This window comes from Pseudomonas sp. B21-047, from assembly GCF_024748775.1.
Classification (GTDB): Bacteria; Pseudomonadota; Gammaproteobacteria; order Pseudomonadales; family Pseudomonadaceae; genus Aquipseudomonas; species Aquipseudomonas capeferrum.
On sequence record NZ_CP087169.1, the window covers coordinates 785,864 to 801,754 of the forward strand.

The following is a 15,891-nucleotide window of genomic DNA, read 5'->3' on the forward strand; positions in this document are numbered from 1 at the left end:
GGTTGTGCTGGCCTCTTCACCGGCAAGCCAGCTCGCACAGGTTGGCGCGCCATTCGAGCGCTGGCGCTATCCCTGTAGGCGTTGGCTTGCCGTCGAAAGGGCCGCAATGCGGCCCCAGCGATATCAGCCCAGGCACCGTGTCACATGCTTCACCGACAGATACCCCGACAACCCCCAAGGCCCGAGCTCTCGCCCAATGCCGCTGCCCTTGGTGCCGCCCCACGACGTTTCGACGAACACCGCCTGCACCGAGTTGATCCATACATGGCCAACGTCCAGGGCATCGGCCACCCGCTCTGCGCGTTCCAGGTCCGCTGAGCAAACGGTGGCGACCAGGCCGAAGCGGCTGTCGTTGGCTTCGGCAATTGCCTGCGCTTCGGTGGCGAAGCGGCGTGCGCACAGCACCGGGCCAAAAATTTCTTCAGTCCACAGGCGGCTGTCTGCCGGCACGTCCACATACAACGTCGGGCTGACAAACCAGCCGTCACGGTCCAGCGCCTTGCCACCGGCCAGGCACTGCAGACCCTCTTCGCGTGCAGTGGCAAAGTAGCTGGCAACCTTCAGCCACTGCGCTTGGCTGGTCAGTGGCCCCATGTCCACTTCTTCGCTCAACGGGTTGCCCACCCGCAGGTTGTCCAGTGCAGCCTGCAAACGCGGCAGCAGTGTATCGGCAATGCCGTCCTGCACCAGCAAGCGCGAGGTGGCCGAGCACATTTGCCCGGCGTTCCAGCTGATGCCGGCGACAATCCATTCCACCGCCTGCTCGACATCGCAATCATCGAACACCACGATCGCCGACTTGCCGCCCAGCTCCAGGGTCACCGGCCGGCACTGCGCCGAAGCGCTGCGCATCACCTGGCTACCGACGCTGTTGCTGCCGGTGAACGACAACTTGTCCAGGCCATTGTGGCCACTCAGCGCGGCGCCGGTTTCGGCCTTGCCGTTGACGATGTTCAGCACACCTGCGGGCAGGCCCAGGGTATCGGCGATCTGGCCGTAAGTCTGCTCGATCAGCGGGGTAACCTCCGAGGGCTTGAGCACCACGGTGCAGCCTGCGGCCAAGGCCGGGGCAAGCTTCCAGGCGCTGGTCACCAGCGGGAAGTTCCACGGCACGATCAGGCCGACCACGCCAACCGGCTCCAGACGGGTGCGGGCAGTAAAGCCAGGCGCGGCCAGAGGTACGTCGCAGTTTTTCTGCGGCAACTGCTCAGCCAGGTCGGCGTAGTAATTGAACGTGGCAATCGCGTCGTCCAGGTCGATTTCGGCCTCGTGGCGCGGCTTGCCGTTGTTGCGCATCTGCAGGGTGATCAACGCTTCACGGCGCTGCCCGAGCTGCTCGGCAAAGCCGCGCAGGTACGCAGCACGCTGGCCGGTGCTGGTCTGCTTCCAGGCGTGCAGGGCCTCGCGGGCGGCAGCCACGGCTTGGTCGACTTGGGCGACGCTGGCGGCCATCAATTCGGCGAAGGGCAGGCCCAGGGCAGGGTCATTGACGCTGATGCAGTCGCTGCCTTGGCCTTCGACCCAGCGGCCGGCGATGTAGTGAGAAGTGGTCATGGGCAGACTCCAGTCAGGCTATTTCGGCAGTGATTAGCGGCGCATGCGGGGTGCGTTTGCAGCGCACCCAGCGCGGGCCATCAGGCCCATACACGCCAGCAGGTTCAGGGAACAGGTTGAGCAGCACGAGGTAAAGTACCCCGGCCAGCCCCAGGGTTACCGGCAGGCTCAGGTCGATGCCGCCGGCCAGGTCGCCCAGCGGGCCGACGAACTGCCCCGGCAGGTTGACGAAGCACAGGCCGACCGCCGCGCTGGGGATCCACGCCCCCATGCCGCGCCAGTTCCAGCCGTGCGTGAACCAGTAATGGCCGCCGCGCTGGCCACGGGTGAACACCTGCAGGTCATCGGCATGGTAGAAGCCGCGGCGGGTGATCAGGCCGAGGATCATGATCACCATCCAGGGGCTGGTGCAGGTGATGATCAGCACGGCGAAGGTCGACACGCTCTGCACCAGGTTGAAGGTGAAGCGGCCAATGAAGATGAAACCGATCGCCAGCACGCCGATCAGCAAGGTGGCGCCGGCACGGCTGAGCAGGCGCGGGAACACGCTGGACATGTCCAGGCCGGTGCCATACAGCGCAGTGGTGCCGGTGGACATGCCGCCGATCACCGCGATCAGGCACACCGGCAGGAAGAACCAGCTAGGCGAGACCGCCAGCAGGCCGCCGACGTAGTTGTTGGCCGCGATGTAGTCCGGCGCCTGGCTGGCGACCAGGGTGGCGGTGCACAGGCCGAACAGGAAGGGGATCAGCGTCGCGGCCTGGGCGGCGATCACGGCCAGCATGATGCGCGGCTTGGGGGTTGCCCGCGGGATGTAGCGCGACCAGTCGCCGAGGAAGGCACCGAACGAGACCGGGTTGCTCATGGCCAGGATCGCCGCGCCGACGAAGGCGGCCCAGAAACCCGCCTGGCCGAGGTTGACGCTGCCGGCGTAGCCGGCATCGAACGGACCGGCGAAGGCGACGATGCCTAGCAGAAACAGCAGGCTCGACGCCCACACGGCAATCTTGTTGACCCACAGCATGAAGCGGAAGCCGAAGATGCACACCACCAGTACCAGCACCGCGAACAGGCCATAGGCCAGGCCCAGGGTCAAGTCGGTTTCCGGCAAGCCGGCCAAGCGCTTGGCACCGCCGACCAGGGCATCGCCCGAGCTCCACACCGACAGCGAGAAGAACGCCACGGCGGTGAGCAACGACAGGAACGAGCCGACGATACGCCCGTGCACGCCGAAGTGCGCGCCCGAAGACACCGCGTTGTTGGTGCCGTTGAGCGCACCGAACAGGCCCATGGGGGCGAGGATGATGGCGCCGATGCCGACCCCGAGCAAAATTGCCCAGACCCCGGCCTGGAACGACAGCCCGAACAGCACCGGGAAACTGCCCAGCACGGCAGTGGCAAAGGTATTGGCACCGCCGAAGATCAGGCGGAACAGGTCTAGCGGGGCGGCGTGGCGTTGATCGTCGGGGATCTGTTCGACACCGTTGGTCTCGATACCGGTCGATTGGCTCATGGTGATGCTCCAGCGCGGTTGTTGTTGGCCGGCGCGGTGCGCGGGCCTTATTGTGGGTGCGATGGCAGAGCGGCAAGGCCGCAAAAGAAGGTTCAGGCGGTGGTGACGACCGACAGGTGCTCATGGCAGGCCAGCCAGCGTTCGCCGTGGCGGCGGAACACGATGGTCTCGCGCTCGGCCAGCTGGTGTTCGTCACCGGCGATACGGATATGCGTGGCCACATCGTGCATGAAGATCGCCACGTCGCCTTGCAGGCTCACCTGGGCATTGCCCGATTCACACGCCAGCACGGCGAAGCCTTCGGCCTGCCACTGGGCCCAGAGGTCTTCATAGGCGCGGCGCGACAACAGCGGCTGGGCCAAGGTGTGGAAGAGGAAGGTGGCGTCTTCGCTGAAGCAGGCGAAGTAGCGAGCGGTGTCGTTGCTGGCAAAGGCATCGACGAGGTCGGCGGCGGCCTGCCGTACCTGGAGTGTCTGGTCCACGGGAGTGGCCTCACGGTTTTTGTGATTGTGGTGAGCGATTCTGGTGGCGGTGGGCGAGCGGAAAAATCGCTGGGGGCAAATAATCAGTTCAGGAAATTGTGAAGTGAGCGGTGGGGGCTCGCCTTGGCTGTTTTGGCGCCTATGAGATCGAGCGCCGCCCACGCGGCGCTCGATCTCAAGAACGGACCCGACTGACGGTTACCGCAGTCGCTCATCCTTGCCTACGCTGATACTCCCTATCCGCTGATGCAAGGAGCTCCACCATGGCCTTCCAATACACGCGTCTGGACAAGAACAACGTCGCAGTCCTGCTGGTCGATCACCAGACCGGCCTGCTTTCGCTGGTACGGGATATCGACCCGGACCGTTTCAAGAACAACGTTCTGGCCCTGTCGGACCTGGCCAAGTACTTCAAGCTGCCGACCATCCTCACCACCAGCTTCGAAACCGGCCCCAATGGCCCGCTGGTCCCCGAGCTCAAAGAGCAGTTCCCCGACGCCCCCTACATTGCCCGCCCCGGCAACATCAACGCCTGGGACAACGAAGACTTCGTCAAGGCCGTCAAGGCCACGGGCAAGAAGCAACTGCTGATCGCTGGTGTGGTGACCGAAGTGTGCGTGGCGTTCCCGGCACTGTCGGCCCTTGAGGAGGGCTTCGAGGTCTTCGTCGTCACCGACGCCTCTGGCACCTTCAACGAGTTGACCCGCGATTCGGCATGGCGCCGCATGGAGGCTGCCGGGGCGCAACTGATGACCTGGTTCGGTGTCGCCTGCGAGCTGCACCGCGACTGGCGCAACGACGTTGAAGGGCTGGGGACGTTGTTCGCCAACCACATTCCCGACTACCGCAACCTGATGACCAGTTACAACAAGCTGGCCAAATAACCCGGCCATTGTCCGCCCTCTCCAAAGGGGGGGCGGTGCTGTGGTAGCAAGCGAAGCGGCAAACCCCCGTGGATCGACCATACTGAACCTTCATTCGCCGCCGGGAGCGACCCATGTCGAAGTCAGCCAGGAAGAAGACCCCACAGGCACAGCCGGAAAAGTTGGGCGGCAAGGCCTACGAGAAGGCACTCAAGCAAATTCACGTCGAGTTGGTGAAGCTGCAGGAATGGGTCGTGGCCAAGGGCCTGAAGGTGTGCATCGTCTTTGAAGGCCGGGACGGCGCGGGCAAGGGTGGGACCATCAAGGCCCTCACCGACCGTGTCAGCCCGCGAGTGTTCCGTGTGGTGGCGCTGCCGGCACCTACCGAGCGGGAAAAGTCGCAGATGTACGTGCAACGCTACCTGGGCCATCTGCCCGCTGCGGGCGAAGTGGTGATCTTCGACCGCAGTTGGTACAACCGCGCCGGCGTCGAGCGGGTGATGGGCTTTTGCAGCGATGAGCAAGCCGACAAGTTCCTCATGGTGGTGCCGCTGTTCGAGAAGATGATGGTCGAGTCGGGGATCATCCTGATCAAGTACTGGCTGGAAGTGAGCGCCGAAGAGCAGACCCGCCGCCTGCAGGACCGCATCAGCGATGGGCGCAAGCTGTGGAAGCTGTCACCCATGGACCTGAAGTCGTATAGCCGCTGGGATGATTACACCAAGGCGCGCGACGCGATGTTCGCCGCCTCGGATTCCTCCTGGGCACCCTGGTTCATGGCCCATTCCAACGACAAGCGGCGGGCGCGGCTGAACATCATCAGCCACCTGCTCACTCGCATTCCCTACAAGGACATCACCCGCGACCAGGTCGTGAAGTTGCCCAAGCGCGGCAAGGTCGGCAAGTACAAGGCGGTGGCCTACCCGTTCAAGGTGGTCGAAGAGCGCTTCTGACTCCCTCTTGCGGGGAGCCTAAAGGATGAAATCCTATGCCACATGACGGCAGCCTGCTGCAGGCGACGGTGGTGTTCCTGCTGGCCGTGGTGCTTCTGGTGCCACTGGCGCAACGTTTGAAACTGGGGGCAGTGCCTGGCTATCTGCTGGCCGGCATCCTGATCGGCCCCTCGGTGCTCGGCTTGCTGGGCAACCCGGACAACGTCGCCCGCCTGTCGGAGATGGGCGTGGTGATGCTGCTGTTCGTGATCGGCCTTGAGCTCTCGCCCCGCCGCCTGTGGACCATGCGCCGCGCCCTGTTCGGCATCGGCTCGTTGCAGGTCGGGCTGACCGCCGCTGCACTTGGCCTGCTCGCCTATGGGGTATTTGGCCAGTCGAAGCCGGCGGCCATTGTGCTGGGGCTGGGGCTTGCGCTGTCATCAACGGCGTTCGGCTTGCAGGTGCTCGCCGAGCGCAAGGACCTGGGCAAGCCCCACGGCCGCCTGGCTGTGGCGATTCTGCTGTTCCAGGACATCGCCGCCATCCCCCTGATTGCCGTGGTGCCCTTGCTTGGCGGTGATGTCAGCCATGCAGATGAAGGCAACTGGCCGCTGCTGGCTGTGGCGCTCGGCATCGGTGTGATCATTATCGGCGGCCGCTACTTGATGACCCCGATTTTCAAATGGACAGTCGGCTCCGGGTTGCCGGAGCTGTCCACGGCTACTGCGTTGCTGGTGGTGTTGGGCACCGCCTGGGTGATGGAGCATGTAGGCATATCGATGGCCCTTGGCGCATTCCTGGCCGGCGTATTGATGGCCGAGTCGCCGTTTCGCCACGAACTGGAAACCCAGATCGAGCCGCTCAAAGGGTTGCTGCTCGGGCTGTTCTTTGTCGGCGTGGGCATGAGCGCAGACTTGCGCCTGTTGTTCGGCATGCCCTTGGCCGTGCTTGGGCTCACGCTGCTGCTGGTGGGCATCAAGCTGCCACTGTTGGTTGCCCTGGGCCGCACGGCCGGCGGGTTGAACCGTGCTCAGGCGCTGTGCCTGGGCGTGGTGCTGGCGTCGGGCGGCGAGTTTGCTTTCGTGGTGTTCAAACTGGCGCGTGAGCACCAGGTATTGGAGCAGCAGGTTCACGACCTGCTGGTGCTGGCCATCACCTTGTCGATGGCCGTGGTACCGCTGGTGATGATGGGCCTGACACGGCAGTTGAGCAACGCTGAGGCGTCCCCGCCTGAGCGTCAAACCGACCACTGAACTGCACCCGTTGGCAAAATGAATGTGCGGAGGTGAAGCATGCAGCCGAGTTTCAAGCTGGACAGTGCCCTGTCGCGGGGCCTGCTCGATGTATTGATCAAGGCAGGCCTGGTGGCTGCCCTGGTGATCTTCGCCTTCCAGGTGTTTCAGCCCTTTCTGGAATTGATGCTGTGGGCGGTGATCCTGGCGGTGACCCTGTACCCGCTGCACCAGCGCATCAAACGCGGCACGGGGCTCAAGGACGGCTATGCGGCAACGCTGGTGGTGCTTTTGGTGCTGGTGGTGTTGCTGGTGCCGATCTACCTGGTGGTGGTGTCGATCAGCGAGTCTGTGGACGGCTTGGTGACACTGCTCAAAAGCGGTGCCTGGAGCGTGCCGACGCCTTCGGAGTCGGTGGCCACCTGGCCGCTGATCGGGCCGCGCGTGTATGCCTTGTGGCTGGCGGCTTCCGAGAGCCTGAGCGGGGTGCTCAACAGTGTGATGCCGCAGCTCAAGGATGCCGGGCGTGTGTTGTTGGGCGCCGCTGCCAGTGCCGGGGGGGCATTCTTGATGTTCATCGCGGCGATCATCATCTCGGGGGTGATCATGGCCTTCGGCGAGCGCGGCGAAGTGGCGGCGCAGCGCATTGCCATTCGGGTTTCCGGTGAGTCGCGCGGCAAGCCCATTGCAAGGCTGTGCACCGCCACCATTCGCGCCGTCGCCCAGGGTGTGATCGGCATCGCCTTCATCCAGATGCTGCTGATAGGCGTAGGTTTTGTGGTCAAGGGTGTGCCGGGCGCGGGGATCCTGGCAATCGCCATCCTTATGCTGGGCATCGCCCAGGCGCCGGCCACGCTGATCACGCTACCGGTCATCGCCTATGTATTCCATGCCGAAGGCTTCACCGTCGCGACCATCGTGTTTGCCATCTACACGTTCGTCGCCGGCCTTGCCGACAACGTGCTCAAGCCGCTGTTGCTGGGGCGCGGCGTGGATGTGCCGATGCCGGTGGTGCTGATCGGTGCGCTGGGCGGCATGGTGGTCAAAGGCATCATTGGCCTGTTCATCGGCCCGGTGATTCTGGGCGTGACCTATGTGCTGTTCTGGCAGTGGGTGGCGTTGCAGGTGCCGGAAGACCCTGCCGAACCGTCGGCTTGAGCCGGGGCCTGGCATGCCCGGACCTCGCTGGCGCCGCGCACTGGGCCTGGTGGCTTTGCTGGCAGGCTGTACGCAGGTCGGTCCGGACTACCCGCCGGCGCAATCGCCCTGGCTGGACACCTGGAGCACCCCGCTGCTGGAGCAGGCCAGCCGTAGCGCCGCGGCGCCGGATTTTCGCCAGTGGTGGGCGGTGTTCGCCGACCCGACACTGGATGCCCTGATCGCCCAAGCCGATGCGCACAACACCAACCTGCGCGTGGCTGGGCTGCGCGTCGCCGAGGCACGTGCGCAACTGGCCATCGTGCAGACCGGGCGTTATCCACAACTGCAGCAGTTGCGCGCGCAAAGCCTCTACCTCAAGCAGGACCAGTCCGGTACCGCCAACGCCCGTGATTCGGTGTTTTGGCAGTCCAGCGTGGGCTTCGACATTGGTTGGGAGATCGACTTCTGGGGGCGCTTCAGCCGTGCCATCGAGGCGGCCGATGCCCTGTACTTTGCCTCCGAGGCCAACTACGCCGATGCCATGCTGTTGTTGCGTGCACAGGTGGCCGACACCTATTTTGCCTTGCGTACCGCCGAGGCGCGCCTGGCCATTGCCGAGGAAAACGCCAAGCGCCAGGCGCGCAGCCTGGAGATCACCGAGCGGTTGTTCCGCCATGGCGAGCATGATGAGCTCGACTGGCAGCAGGCACGCACCCAGTACCTGGCGACGCAGGCGACCATCCCCGAGTTCGAAAACCAGCTCAATGCCTTGCGCAACGTGTTGTGTTCGCTGCTTGGGCGGCCACCGGGGCCGCTGCCGGAGTTGCAACCTCGTTATGGGCAGTTACCACTGCCAGACCGGGCACTGTTGCAAGACGTTCCCGCCCGTTTGTTGCTGCGACGCCCGGACATCCGTGCCGCCGAGCAGGCCGTCGCGGCGCAGTCGGCGCTGGTGGGCGTGGCCGAAGCGGACCTTTATCCACAGCTGAGCCTGCTGGGCAGCATCGGCTGGAGCTTCGTGACGGCCAGCCACCTGCCCGACAGTTTCGACCTCGCCGCCGGCCCAGGCCTGATCTGGAACCCGTTCGACTATGGCCGGCGCAAGAACGCCGTGCGTGTGGAGGATGCCCGCTTGCAGCAACTAATCGAGCTGTATCAGCAGGGCGTGCGCGAAGCCGCCCGCGAGGCCGACGATGCAGCCAGCGGCCTGGTGCGCTCGTTGCAGAGCGCGGGTATTCGCGACCAGGCCTCGCAAGCCGCGCAGCGCTCGCTGAGCCTGGCCACCTCGCAATACCGCGAAGGCTTTGCCGACTTCCAGCGGGTGCTCGATGCCCAGCAACTGCTGCTGCAGCAACAAGACGGTTACCTGGTCAGCCGCGGCAATGCCGTCAGCAGCGTGGTGACCTTGTACAAGGCCCTGGGCGGCGGTTGGCAGCCAGGCCGTGCAGCGGTCGACCCGGCCACGCGTCGACAGATGCAGCAACGCACCGATTGGGGAGACCTGCTGGACGCGCCACCCCCTACCGCACAGCAACCCGGTGAACCGAAATGAGCGACGCCCCGCAAACACCGCCCCCGCAAGCGCCTGATCGTGGCATGCGCTGGGTATTGCTGCTGATTGCCATAAGCCTGCTCTGGTACTTGCTGGCAGACCGTTTCACGCCTTACACCCAGCAGGCCCGCCTGCAAGCCTATGTGGTGCCGGTGAGCGCCGAGGTGGCTGGCCCGGTGAAGCGTGTGGCCGTGGGCAACAACCAGGAGGTACGCCAAGGCGCGGTGCTGTTCGAGCTGGACCCGGCGCAATACCGCATTGCCCTGGCTCGCGCCGAGGCCGACCTGGATACCGTGCGCAGGCAGATCGGCGCCAACACCGCCGGCATCGATTCGGCCAAGGCGGCGTTGCTGGCGGCCCAGGCCAACGAGCGCAAGGCGCGCCAGGATGCCGAGCGGCTCAAGCGACTGATCGAGGAAGACCCAGGCACGGTGTCGGTGCGCCGCCTGGAAGGGGCCCAGGCCACGCGCGACCAAGCCATCAGCCAGGTGGCGGCGGCCCGTGCCGAAGTCGAGCGGGCACGTGAACAGCAGGGCGGTTCACAGGCAGACAACGCCCAGTTGCGCAGCGCTGCGGCGAATGTTGAAAAGGCCCGCCTGGATCTGGCCCGCACCGTGGTGCGCGCCGATGCAAACGGTTTGATCACTGACCTGCGCACAGACGTTGGCCATTATGTGGCGGCCGGCAGCCCGATGATGACCCTGATCGCGATCCATGACGTGTGGATCAGCGCCGACATGACCGAAAACAACCTCGGCCGCCTGCGCTCCGGCACAGCGGTGCTGGTGGTGCTCGATGCGCTGCCGGGGGTGGTGCTGAAGGGGCGCATACGCAGCATTGGGTATGGTGTCAGCGTGGGGCAGGGCAGCCCGCCGGGTACGCTGCCGAGCGTGCAGAACAGCCGCGAGTGGCTGCGCTCGGCGCAGCGTTTTCCGGTGATCGTCGAGCTGGACCGTGACCAGCTGGAGGACAAGACCGGGTTGCGGGTCGGCGGCCAGGCCGAAGTCATGGCGCTGCCCAGCGAGGGCAACCCGCTGAACGTGCTGGGCCGCGTGTTCATGTGGCTGATGAGCTGGCTGTCGTATGCCTATTGAGTGGCGGCGCCTGCGGGCGCTACGCCTAGCCTGGGGCGTGGCGCTGTGCCTGGCGGTCAGCTTCGGCATCGGCCTGCCCGTGCCGATCCTGGCCCCGGTGTTTGCGGTGCTGCTGTTGGCCACCCGCAGCCAGCCGCTGCCGTTGCGCGCGGCACCGGCGTTGGCGGTGCTGGTGCTGCTCAGTTGTGGCAGTGGCTTGTTGCTGATTCCACTGCTGCGCCATGCCCCGGTGAGTGGGGTGCTGTTGGTCGGCGTTGGGGTGTTTCTGGTGCTGCGTTACGCGCTCAAGGGCGGCAATGGCCTGGTGGCCAACCTGCTGGTGATCGGCCTGACCATGATCGCCGCAGCCGGCACCCATGATTTCACCTTGGCGCTGTCGGTGGTCGAGGCGTTAGCCAAAGGCATGCTGTTGGCGGCGCTGGGCACGGCGCTGGCGCATGTACTGTTTCCCGAACCTGTCGATGCCCCCGCGCAAGCGTCCCCGCCACCGCTCCCCAGCGCGCGTGCCAGTTGGGTTGCGCTGCGTGCCACGCTGATTGTCATGCCGGCGTTCTTGCTGGCGCTGATTGCCCCGGATGCATTCATGCCGCTGATCATGAAGTCGGTGAGCCTGGGCCAGCAGGCCGGCGAAACCCATGCCCGCAATGCCAGCCGAGAGCTGATTGGTTCGACCCTGCTAGCCGGGCTGCTGGCGATCCTGCTGTGGAGTGCCTTGAGCCTGTTCGTGCACCTGTGGATGTTTTTTCTGTGGGTGTTGCTGTTCACCCTCTGGCAGGCCCGGCGGCTCTACCGGGCGGTGGCGACGCGGCACGGCCCTGCTTACTGGGTCAGTTGCCTGACCACGATGCTGATTCTGCTGGGGCAGTCGGTGCAGGACAGCGCGGCAGGGCAGGACGTGTACCGGGCCTTTGCGGTGCGCATGGCGCTGTTCTTGGCTGTCTCGGTGTATGCCAGCGTCTTGCTGATCTGGATCGACAGGCGCAGGGCGCGGCAGTGGGCGCACTGAGGGGGATAGGGGCGAACGGGACAACACAAATACAAAAGCCCCCATACGGAGGCTTTTGTTGACAGGCAAACGCTGAGCGTCAGACGTTGAAGCGGAAGTGCATCACATCGCCGTCTTTGACGATGTAGTCCTTACCTTCCAAACGCCACTTGCCGGCTTCCTTGGCGCCACTTTCACCCTTGAACTGGATGAAGTCGTCATACGCCACTACTTCAGCGCGGATGAAGCCTTTTTCGAAGTCGGTGTGGATCACGCCAGCAGCCTGTGGCGCGGTGGCGCCAATGCGGACGGTCCAGGCGCGTACTTCCTGCACGCCGGCAGTGAAATAGGTCTGCAGGTTCAGCAGCTCGTAACCGGCGCGGATCACGCGGTTCAGGCCAGGCTCTTCCAGGCCCAGGGCCTCGAGGAACATGTCCTTCTCTTCACCGTCGTCCAGCTCGGCGATTTCGGCTTCGATCTTGTTGCACACCGGTACCACGACCGCGCCTTCTTCCTCGGCGATGGCCTTGACCACGTCCAGGTGCGGGTTGTTGTCGAAGCCGTCTTCAGCGACGTTGGCGATGTACATCACCGGCTTGCTGGTCAGCAGGTGGAAGCCACGGATGACGGCCTTTTCGTCGTCAGCCATGTGCTTCATCAGGCTGCGTGCAGGCTTGCCTTCAGTGAAGTGCGGGATCAGCTTTTCCAGGATGGCCTTTTGCGCCAGGGCTTCCTTGTCGCCACCCTTGGCATTGCGGGCAACCTTCTGCAGTTGCTTCTCGCAGCTGTCGAGGTCGGCGAAGATCAGTTCGAGGTCGATGATCTCGATGTCACGCTTGGGGTCGACGCTGTTGGAAACGTGGATCACGTTCTCGTCTTCGAAGCAGCGCACCACGTGGGCGATGGCGTCGGTCTCGCGGATGTTGGCGAGGAACTTGTTGCCCAGGCCTTCACCTTTCGACGCGCCTGCCACCAGGCCGGCGATGTCGACGAATTCCATGGTGGTCGGCAGGATGCGGTTAGGCTTGACGATCTCTGCCAGGGCAGCCAGACGCGCGTCGGGCATCGGCACGATGCCGCTGTTCGGCTCGATGGTGCAGAAAGGGAAGTTCTCCGCCGCGATGCCGGACTTGGTCAAGGCGTTGAACAGGGTGGACTTGCCGACGTTGGGCAGGCCGACGATGCCGCAATTGAAACCCATGGGTATTCCCTCTCTAGGAAATCAGGCCTTCTGGCTGTGCAGCTCGCGCATCGCCTTGGCGAAATCGCCAGCGAGGACATCTGGCAGCACGCCGAGGGCAAAATCGATGCTGGCGTCGAGCTTCTCCTGCTCGGCGCGCGGCGCGCGGCCCAGGACGAAGTTGGAGACCAGTTTGGCGTCACCCGGGTGGCCGATGCCAAGCCGCAGGCGGTGGAAGTCGTTCTGGTTGCCGAGCTGCGCGATGATGTCGCGCAGGCCGTTGTGCCCGCCATGGCCGCCGCCGCGTTTAAGCTTGGCGACGCCCGGAGGCAGGTCGAGTTCGTCATGCGCCACCAGAATCGCTTCCGGCTTGATGCGGAAGAAATTGGCCAAGGCCGCCACGGACTGGCCGCTACGGTTCATGTAGGTGGTGGGGATGAGCAGACGAACGTCGTTGCCCTGATGGCTGAATTTAGCCGTCAGGCCGAAATACTTGCGGTCAGCGGTCAGCGAGACGCGCTGGGCGCTGGCAATGCGTTCAACGAAAAGAGCCCCTGCGTTATGCCGGGTCTGTTCGTATTCGGGGCCGGGGTTACCCAGGCCAACGATCAACTGGATGGCGGTCACGTCAGGGGCTCTTCCTTGGAGTTGGTGGGTTACAGCGCGCGCGGCACTGTAACCCGATCAACACCGGCGTGCGAGTGGATTACTCGGCAGCGCCTTCTGCTTCTGGAGCAACGCGTGGCGCGTGAACGTTGGCAACAGCCTTGTCATCACCGTGGGCCAGAGCGACGAACTCTACGCCTTTCGGAGCTTTCAGGTCCGACAGGTGGATGATGGTGCCGACTTCAGCGTTAGCCAGGTCAACTTCGATGAACTCAGGCAGGTCTTTGGCTTCGCAGGAAACTTCGATCTCGGAAACAACGTGGGAGATCTCGCCGCCTTTCTTGATCGGCGCTTCTTCGCCGATGAAGTGAACCGGAACCTTGGCAGTCAGCTTCTGGCCAGCAACGACGCGAACGAAGTCAGCGTGCATGATGTATTGCTTGGCTGGGTGACGCTGCATAGCCTTGACGATGACGTTTTGCTTGGCGCCGTCAACGTTCAGCTCGATCACGTGGCTGTAGGCAGCTTCGTTTTCGAACAGCTTGGCGATTTCCTTCGACACGATGGTCAGGGATTGCGCTTCTTTATCGCCACCGTAGACAACGGCAGGGATGCTCAGCGAGTGACGCAGGCGGCGGCTCGCACCTTTCCCCAGGTCAGTACGCACTTTGGCGTTCAGCGTGAAATCAGTCATTTTGTTTCTCCAAAATAGCCTCCCGAGGGCGTTTGCGACCAGCGCCAACGGGAATGGCAAAAAAGCCCCGCCCCAACAAATGCTGGGGCGGGGCGCTTCACATCAACACGTGTTCCGCTTAGCGGAACATCGCGCTGATCGATTCTTCGTTGCTGATGCGGCGTACCGCTTCAGCGACAACCGGTGCGATATCCAGCTGGCGGATACGGTCACAGGCTTGAGCAGCGGCGGACAGCGGAACGGTGTTGGTCACCACCAGCTCGTCCAGTACCGACTTCTCGATGTTCTCGATCGCGCGGCCCGACAGGACAGGGTGCGTGCAATAGGCGTAAACCTTGGCAGCGCCGTGTTCTTTCAGGGCTTTGGCCGCGTGGCACAGGGTGCCGGCGGTGTCGACCATGTCGTCTACCAGGATGCAAGTGCGCCCTTCGACGTCGCCGATGATGTGCATCACCTCGGAGTGGTTAGCCTTCTCGCGGCGTTTGTCGATGATACCCAGATCGACACCCAGGGACTTGGCGACGGCACGTGCGCGCACGACACCACCGATGTCCGGGGAGACGATCATCAGGTTCTCGAAACGCTGGTCTTCGATATCGTCGACCAATACGGGCGAGCCGTAGATGTTGTCGACTGGGATATCGAAGAAACCCTGGATCTGGTCAGCGTGCAGGTCGACGGTGAGTACACGGTCGATACCCACGACAGTGAGCATGTCAGCGACAACTTTGGCGCTGATGGCTACACGTGCCGAACGCGGACGGCGGTCCTGGCGGGCGTATCCGAAGTAAGGAATCACGGCGGTGATTCGGGATGCTGAGGAGCGGCGGAAGGCGTCGGCCATCACTACCAGTTCCATCAGGTTATCGTTGGTCGGGGCACAGGTCGGCTGAATAATGAAGACGTCTTTACCGCGGACATTTTCATTGATCTCAGTGCTGATCTCGCCGTCGGAGAATTTACCGACAGAGACGTCACCGAGAGGGATATGCAGCTGACGTACGACACGCCGAGCCAGATCGGGGTTAGCGTTCCCCGTAAAGACCATCATCTTGGACACGCGCAGTACCTGAAGGCTGAGGGTATACCTGGATGAGTATAGGAAAATGGCAGGGGCGGCTGGATTCGAACCAACGCATGGCAGGATCAAAACCTGCTGCCTTACCGCTTGGCGACGCCCCTGTATCTGTTGCTGCGAGCGCTAGGCACTCGACTTCTTGACCAGACTTTGCAGCTTGCGATGCAACATCGAAACATTGCTTCCTTTCGCCACAAACCCTGTTTGGGTCGCTGAAAGAAGGGCCAGAACTTTATCAGCTTCGGCTTTGCTTGGGAAGGCCCCAAACACACAACTTCCAGTGCCGGTTAATCGAGCTTCAGTGAATTTGCCCAGTGAATTCAACGCATTGCGAACTTCTGGGTAACTCTGCTCTACCACCGGTTGGCAGTCATTTCGACTGTTTCCCTCGGGAACGGGGCGCATCTTAAGGGGGAGGGAATCACGTGTCAACTGCGGATGTGAAAAAATTTCTACAGTACTGACAGACACTTGCGGCACCAGCACGACATACCAGGGCTCGATCGGGTCGACCGGGGTCAGTTGCTCGCCCACACCCTGGGCGAACGCCGCGTGGCCGCGCACGAACACCGGCACGTCGGCACCGAGGGTCAGGCCAAGGCCGGCCAGGCGATCTTCATCCCAGTCCAGCTGCCACAAGTGCGCCAGCGCCAGCAGCGTGGTCGCGGCGTCCGAGCTGCCGCCGCCGATGCCACCGCCCATGGGCAAGACCTTGGTCAGCCAGATGTCGGCGCCAAGGCGGGTGGCGGATTGTTCCTGCAAGTTGCGCGCGGCACGCACGATCAGGTTGCTGTCGTGGGGCACCGCCTCGATTTCGGTGTGCAGGCGGATCACGCCGTCTTCACGCAGGGCGAAGCTCAGCTCGTCGCCATGGTCGAGAAACTGGAAGACGGTTTCCAGCTCGTGGTAACCGTCCGGGCGGCGGCCGATGATGTGCAGCCACAGGTTGAGCTTGGCCGGGGCGGGCAGGGTAAGGGTGGTCATCG

The 15,891-nt window shown here is 63.7% G+C and carries 15 protein-coding genes and 1 tRNA gene; 7 read left to right on the plus strand and 9 right to left on the minus strand.

The window, feature by feature from the left end; translation table 11 throughout:
- Nucleotides 1–123: 123 nt before the first annotated feature.
- From LOY26_RS03620 to LOY26_RS03630, 3 genes are all read right to left on the minus strand, one after another.
- Entirely contained in the window at nt 124–1,554 is a 1,431-nt protein-coding gene (locus LOY26_RS03620) for an aldehyde dehydrogenase family protein (RefSeq protein ID WP_258714406.1), read from the minus strand.
- A 13-nt stretch (nt 1,555–1,567) separates the two neighbouring features.
- Nucleotides 1,568–3,067 carry a cytosine permease gene (locus LOY26_RS03625; protein ID WP_186660288.1) on the minus strand — a complete coding sequence of 500 codons (1,500 nt, stop codon included), beginning with the start codon at nt 3,065–3,067 and terminating at the stop codon, nt 1,568–1,570.
- A gap of 92 nt (nt 3,068–3,159) precedes the next feature.
- Nucleotides 3,160–3,549, minus strand: a complete 390-nt coding sequence (locus tag LOY26_RS03630) for a nuclear transport factor 2 family protein (RefSeq protein ID WP_186662867.1) — start codon at nt 3,547–3,549, stop codon at nt 3,160–3,162.
- Nucleotides 3,550–3,812: 263 nt separating this feature from the next.
- Between LOY26_RS03630 and ycaC the strand changes: the two genes are divergently transcribed.
- The 7 genes from ycaC (at nt 3,813) to LOY26_RS03665 (ending at nt 11,368) form a co-directional block, all read left to right on the plus strand.
- Nucleotides 3,813–4,433, plus strand: a complete 621-nt coding sequence (gene ycaC / locus LOY26_RS03635) for an isochorismate family cysteine hydrolase YcaC (RefSeq protein ID WP_033701343.1) — start codon at nt 3,813–3,815, stop codon at nt 4,431–4,433.
- Nucleotides 4,434–4,546: 113 nt separating this feature from the next.
- The gene (gene ppk2 / locus LOY26_RS03640; protein WP_258714407.1) at nt 4,547–5,365 is read left to right on the plus strand and encodes a polyphosphate kinase 2; all 819 of its coding nucleotides are present in this window, start codon (nt 4,547–4,549) and stop codon (nt 5,363–5,365) included.
- Nucleotides 5,366–5,400: 35 nt separating this feature from the next.
- The gene (locus LOY26_RS03645; protein ID WP_186660283.1) at nt 5,401–6,597 is read left to right on the plus strand and encodes a monovalent cation:proton antiporter-2 (CPA2) family protein; all 1,197 of its coding nucleotides are present in this window, start codon (nt 5,401–5,403) and stop codon (nt 6,595–6,597) included.
- Between the two features lie 39 nt (nt 6,598–6,636).
- On the plus strand, nt 6,637–7,734 hold the full coding sequence (locus LOY26_RS03650; protein WP_186662868.1) for an AI-2E family transporter: 1,098 nt from the start codon (nt 6,637–6,639) through the stop codon (nt 7,732–7,734).
- Between the two features lie 13 nt (nt 7,735–7,747).
- Nucleotides 7,748–9,268 (plus strand): efflux transporter outer membrane subunit, encoded by a 1,521-nt coding sequence (locus tag LOY26_RS03655; protein ID WP_186660279.1) that lies wholly within the window; start codon nt 7,748–7,750, stop codon nt 9,266–9,268.
- Nucleotides 9,265–10,362: an HlyD family secretion protein gene (locus LOY26_RS03660; RefSeq protein WP_033701336.1), complete on the plus strand. Its 1,098-nt coding sequence runs from the start codon at nt 9,265–9,267 to the stop codon at nt 10,360–10,362. Before LOY26_RS03655 ends, LOY26_RS03660 begins: the two co-directional genes overlap by 4 nt.
- A complete protein-coding gene (locus tag LOY26_RS03665; protein ID WP_258714408.1) occupies nt 10,352–11,368 on the plus strand; it encodes a DUF2955 domain-containing protein in 1,017 nt (338 codons plus the stop codon). The genes LOY26_RS03660 and LOY26_RS03665 overlap by 11 nt, the downstream gene beginning before the upstream one ends.
- 79 nt (nt 11,369–11,447) lie before the next feature.
- Here the strand turns inward: LOY26_RS03665 and ychF are convergent, their stop codons facing one another.
- The 6 genes from ychF to ispE form a co-directional block, all read right to left on the minus strand.
- A complete protein-coding gene (gene ychF, locus LOY26_RS03670) occupies nt 11,448–12,548 on the minus strand; it encodes a redox-regulated ATPase YchF (RefSeq protein ID WP_033701333.1) in 1,101 nt (366 codons plus the stop codon).
- Nucleotides 12,549–12,569: 21 nt separating this feature from the next.
- Nucleotides 12,570–13,154, minus strand: a complete 585-nt coding sequence (gene pth / locus LOY26_RS03675) for an aminoacyl-tRNA hydrolase (protein ID WP_008099045.1) — start codon at nt 13,152–13,154, stop codon at nt 12,570–12,572.
- Between the two features lie 79 nt (nt 13,155–13,233).
- Nucleotides 13,234–13,827: a 50S ribosomal protein L25/general stress protein Ctc gene (locus LOY26_RS03680; protein ID WP_258714409.1), complete on the minus strand. Its 594-nt coding sequence runs from the start codon at nt 13,825–13,827 to the stop codon at nt 13,234–13,236.
- Between the two features lie 118 nt (nt 13,828–13,945).
- Entirely contained in the window at nt 13,946–14,887 is a 942-nt protein-coding gene (locus LOY26_RS03685) for a ribose-phosphate pyrophosphokinase (protein WP_003247410.1), read from the minus strand.
- A gap of 47 nt (nt 14,888–14,934) precedes the next feature.
- A tRNA-Gln gene (locus LOY26_RS03690) sits at nt 14,935–15,009 on the minus strand.
- A gap of 19 nt (nt 15,010–15,028) precedes the next feature.
- Nucleotides 15,029–15,889 (minus strand): 4-(cytidine 5'-diphospho)-2-C-methyl-D-erythritol kinase, encoded by an 861-nt coding sequence (gene ispE / locus LOY26_RS03695; RefSeq protein ID WP_258714410.1) that lies wholly within the window; start codon nt 15,887–15,889, stop codon nt 15,029–15,031.
- Nucleotides 15,890–15,891 lie beyond the last annotated feature (2 nt).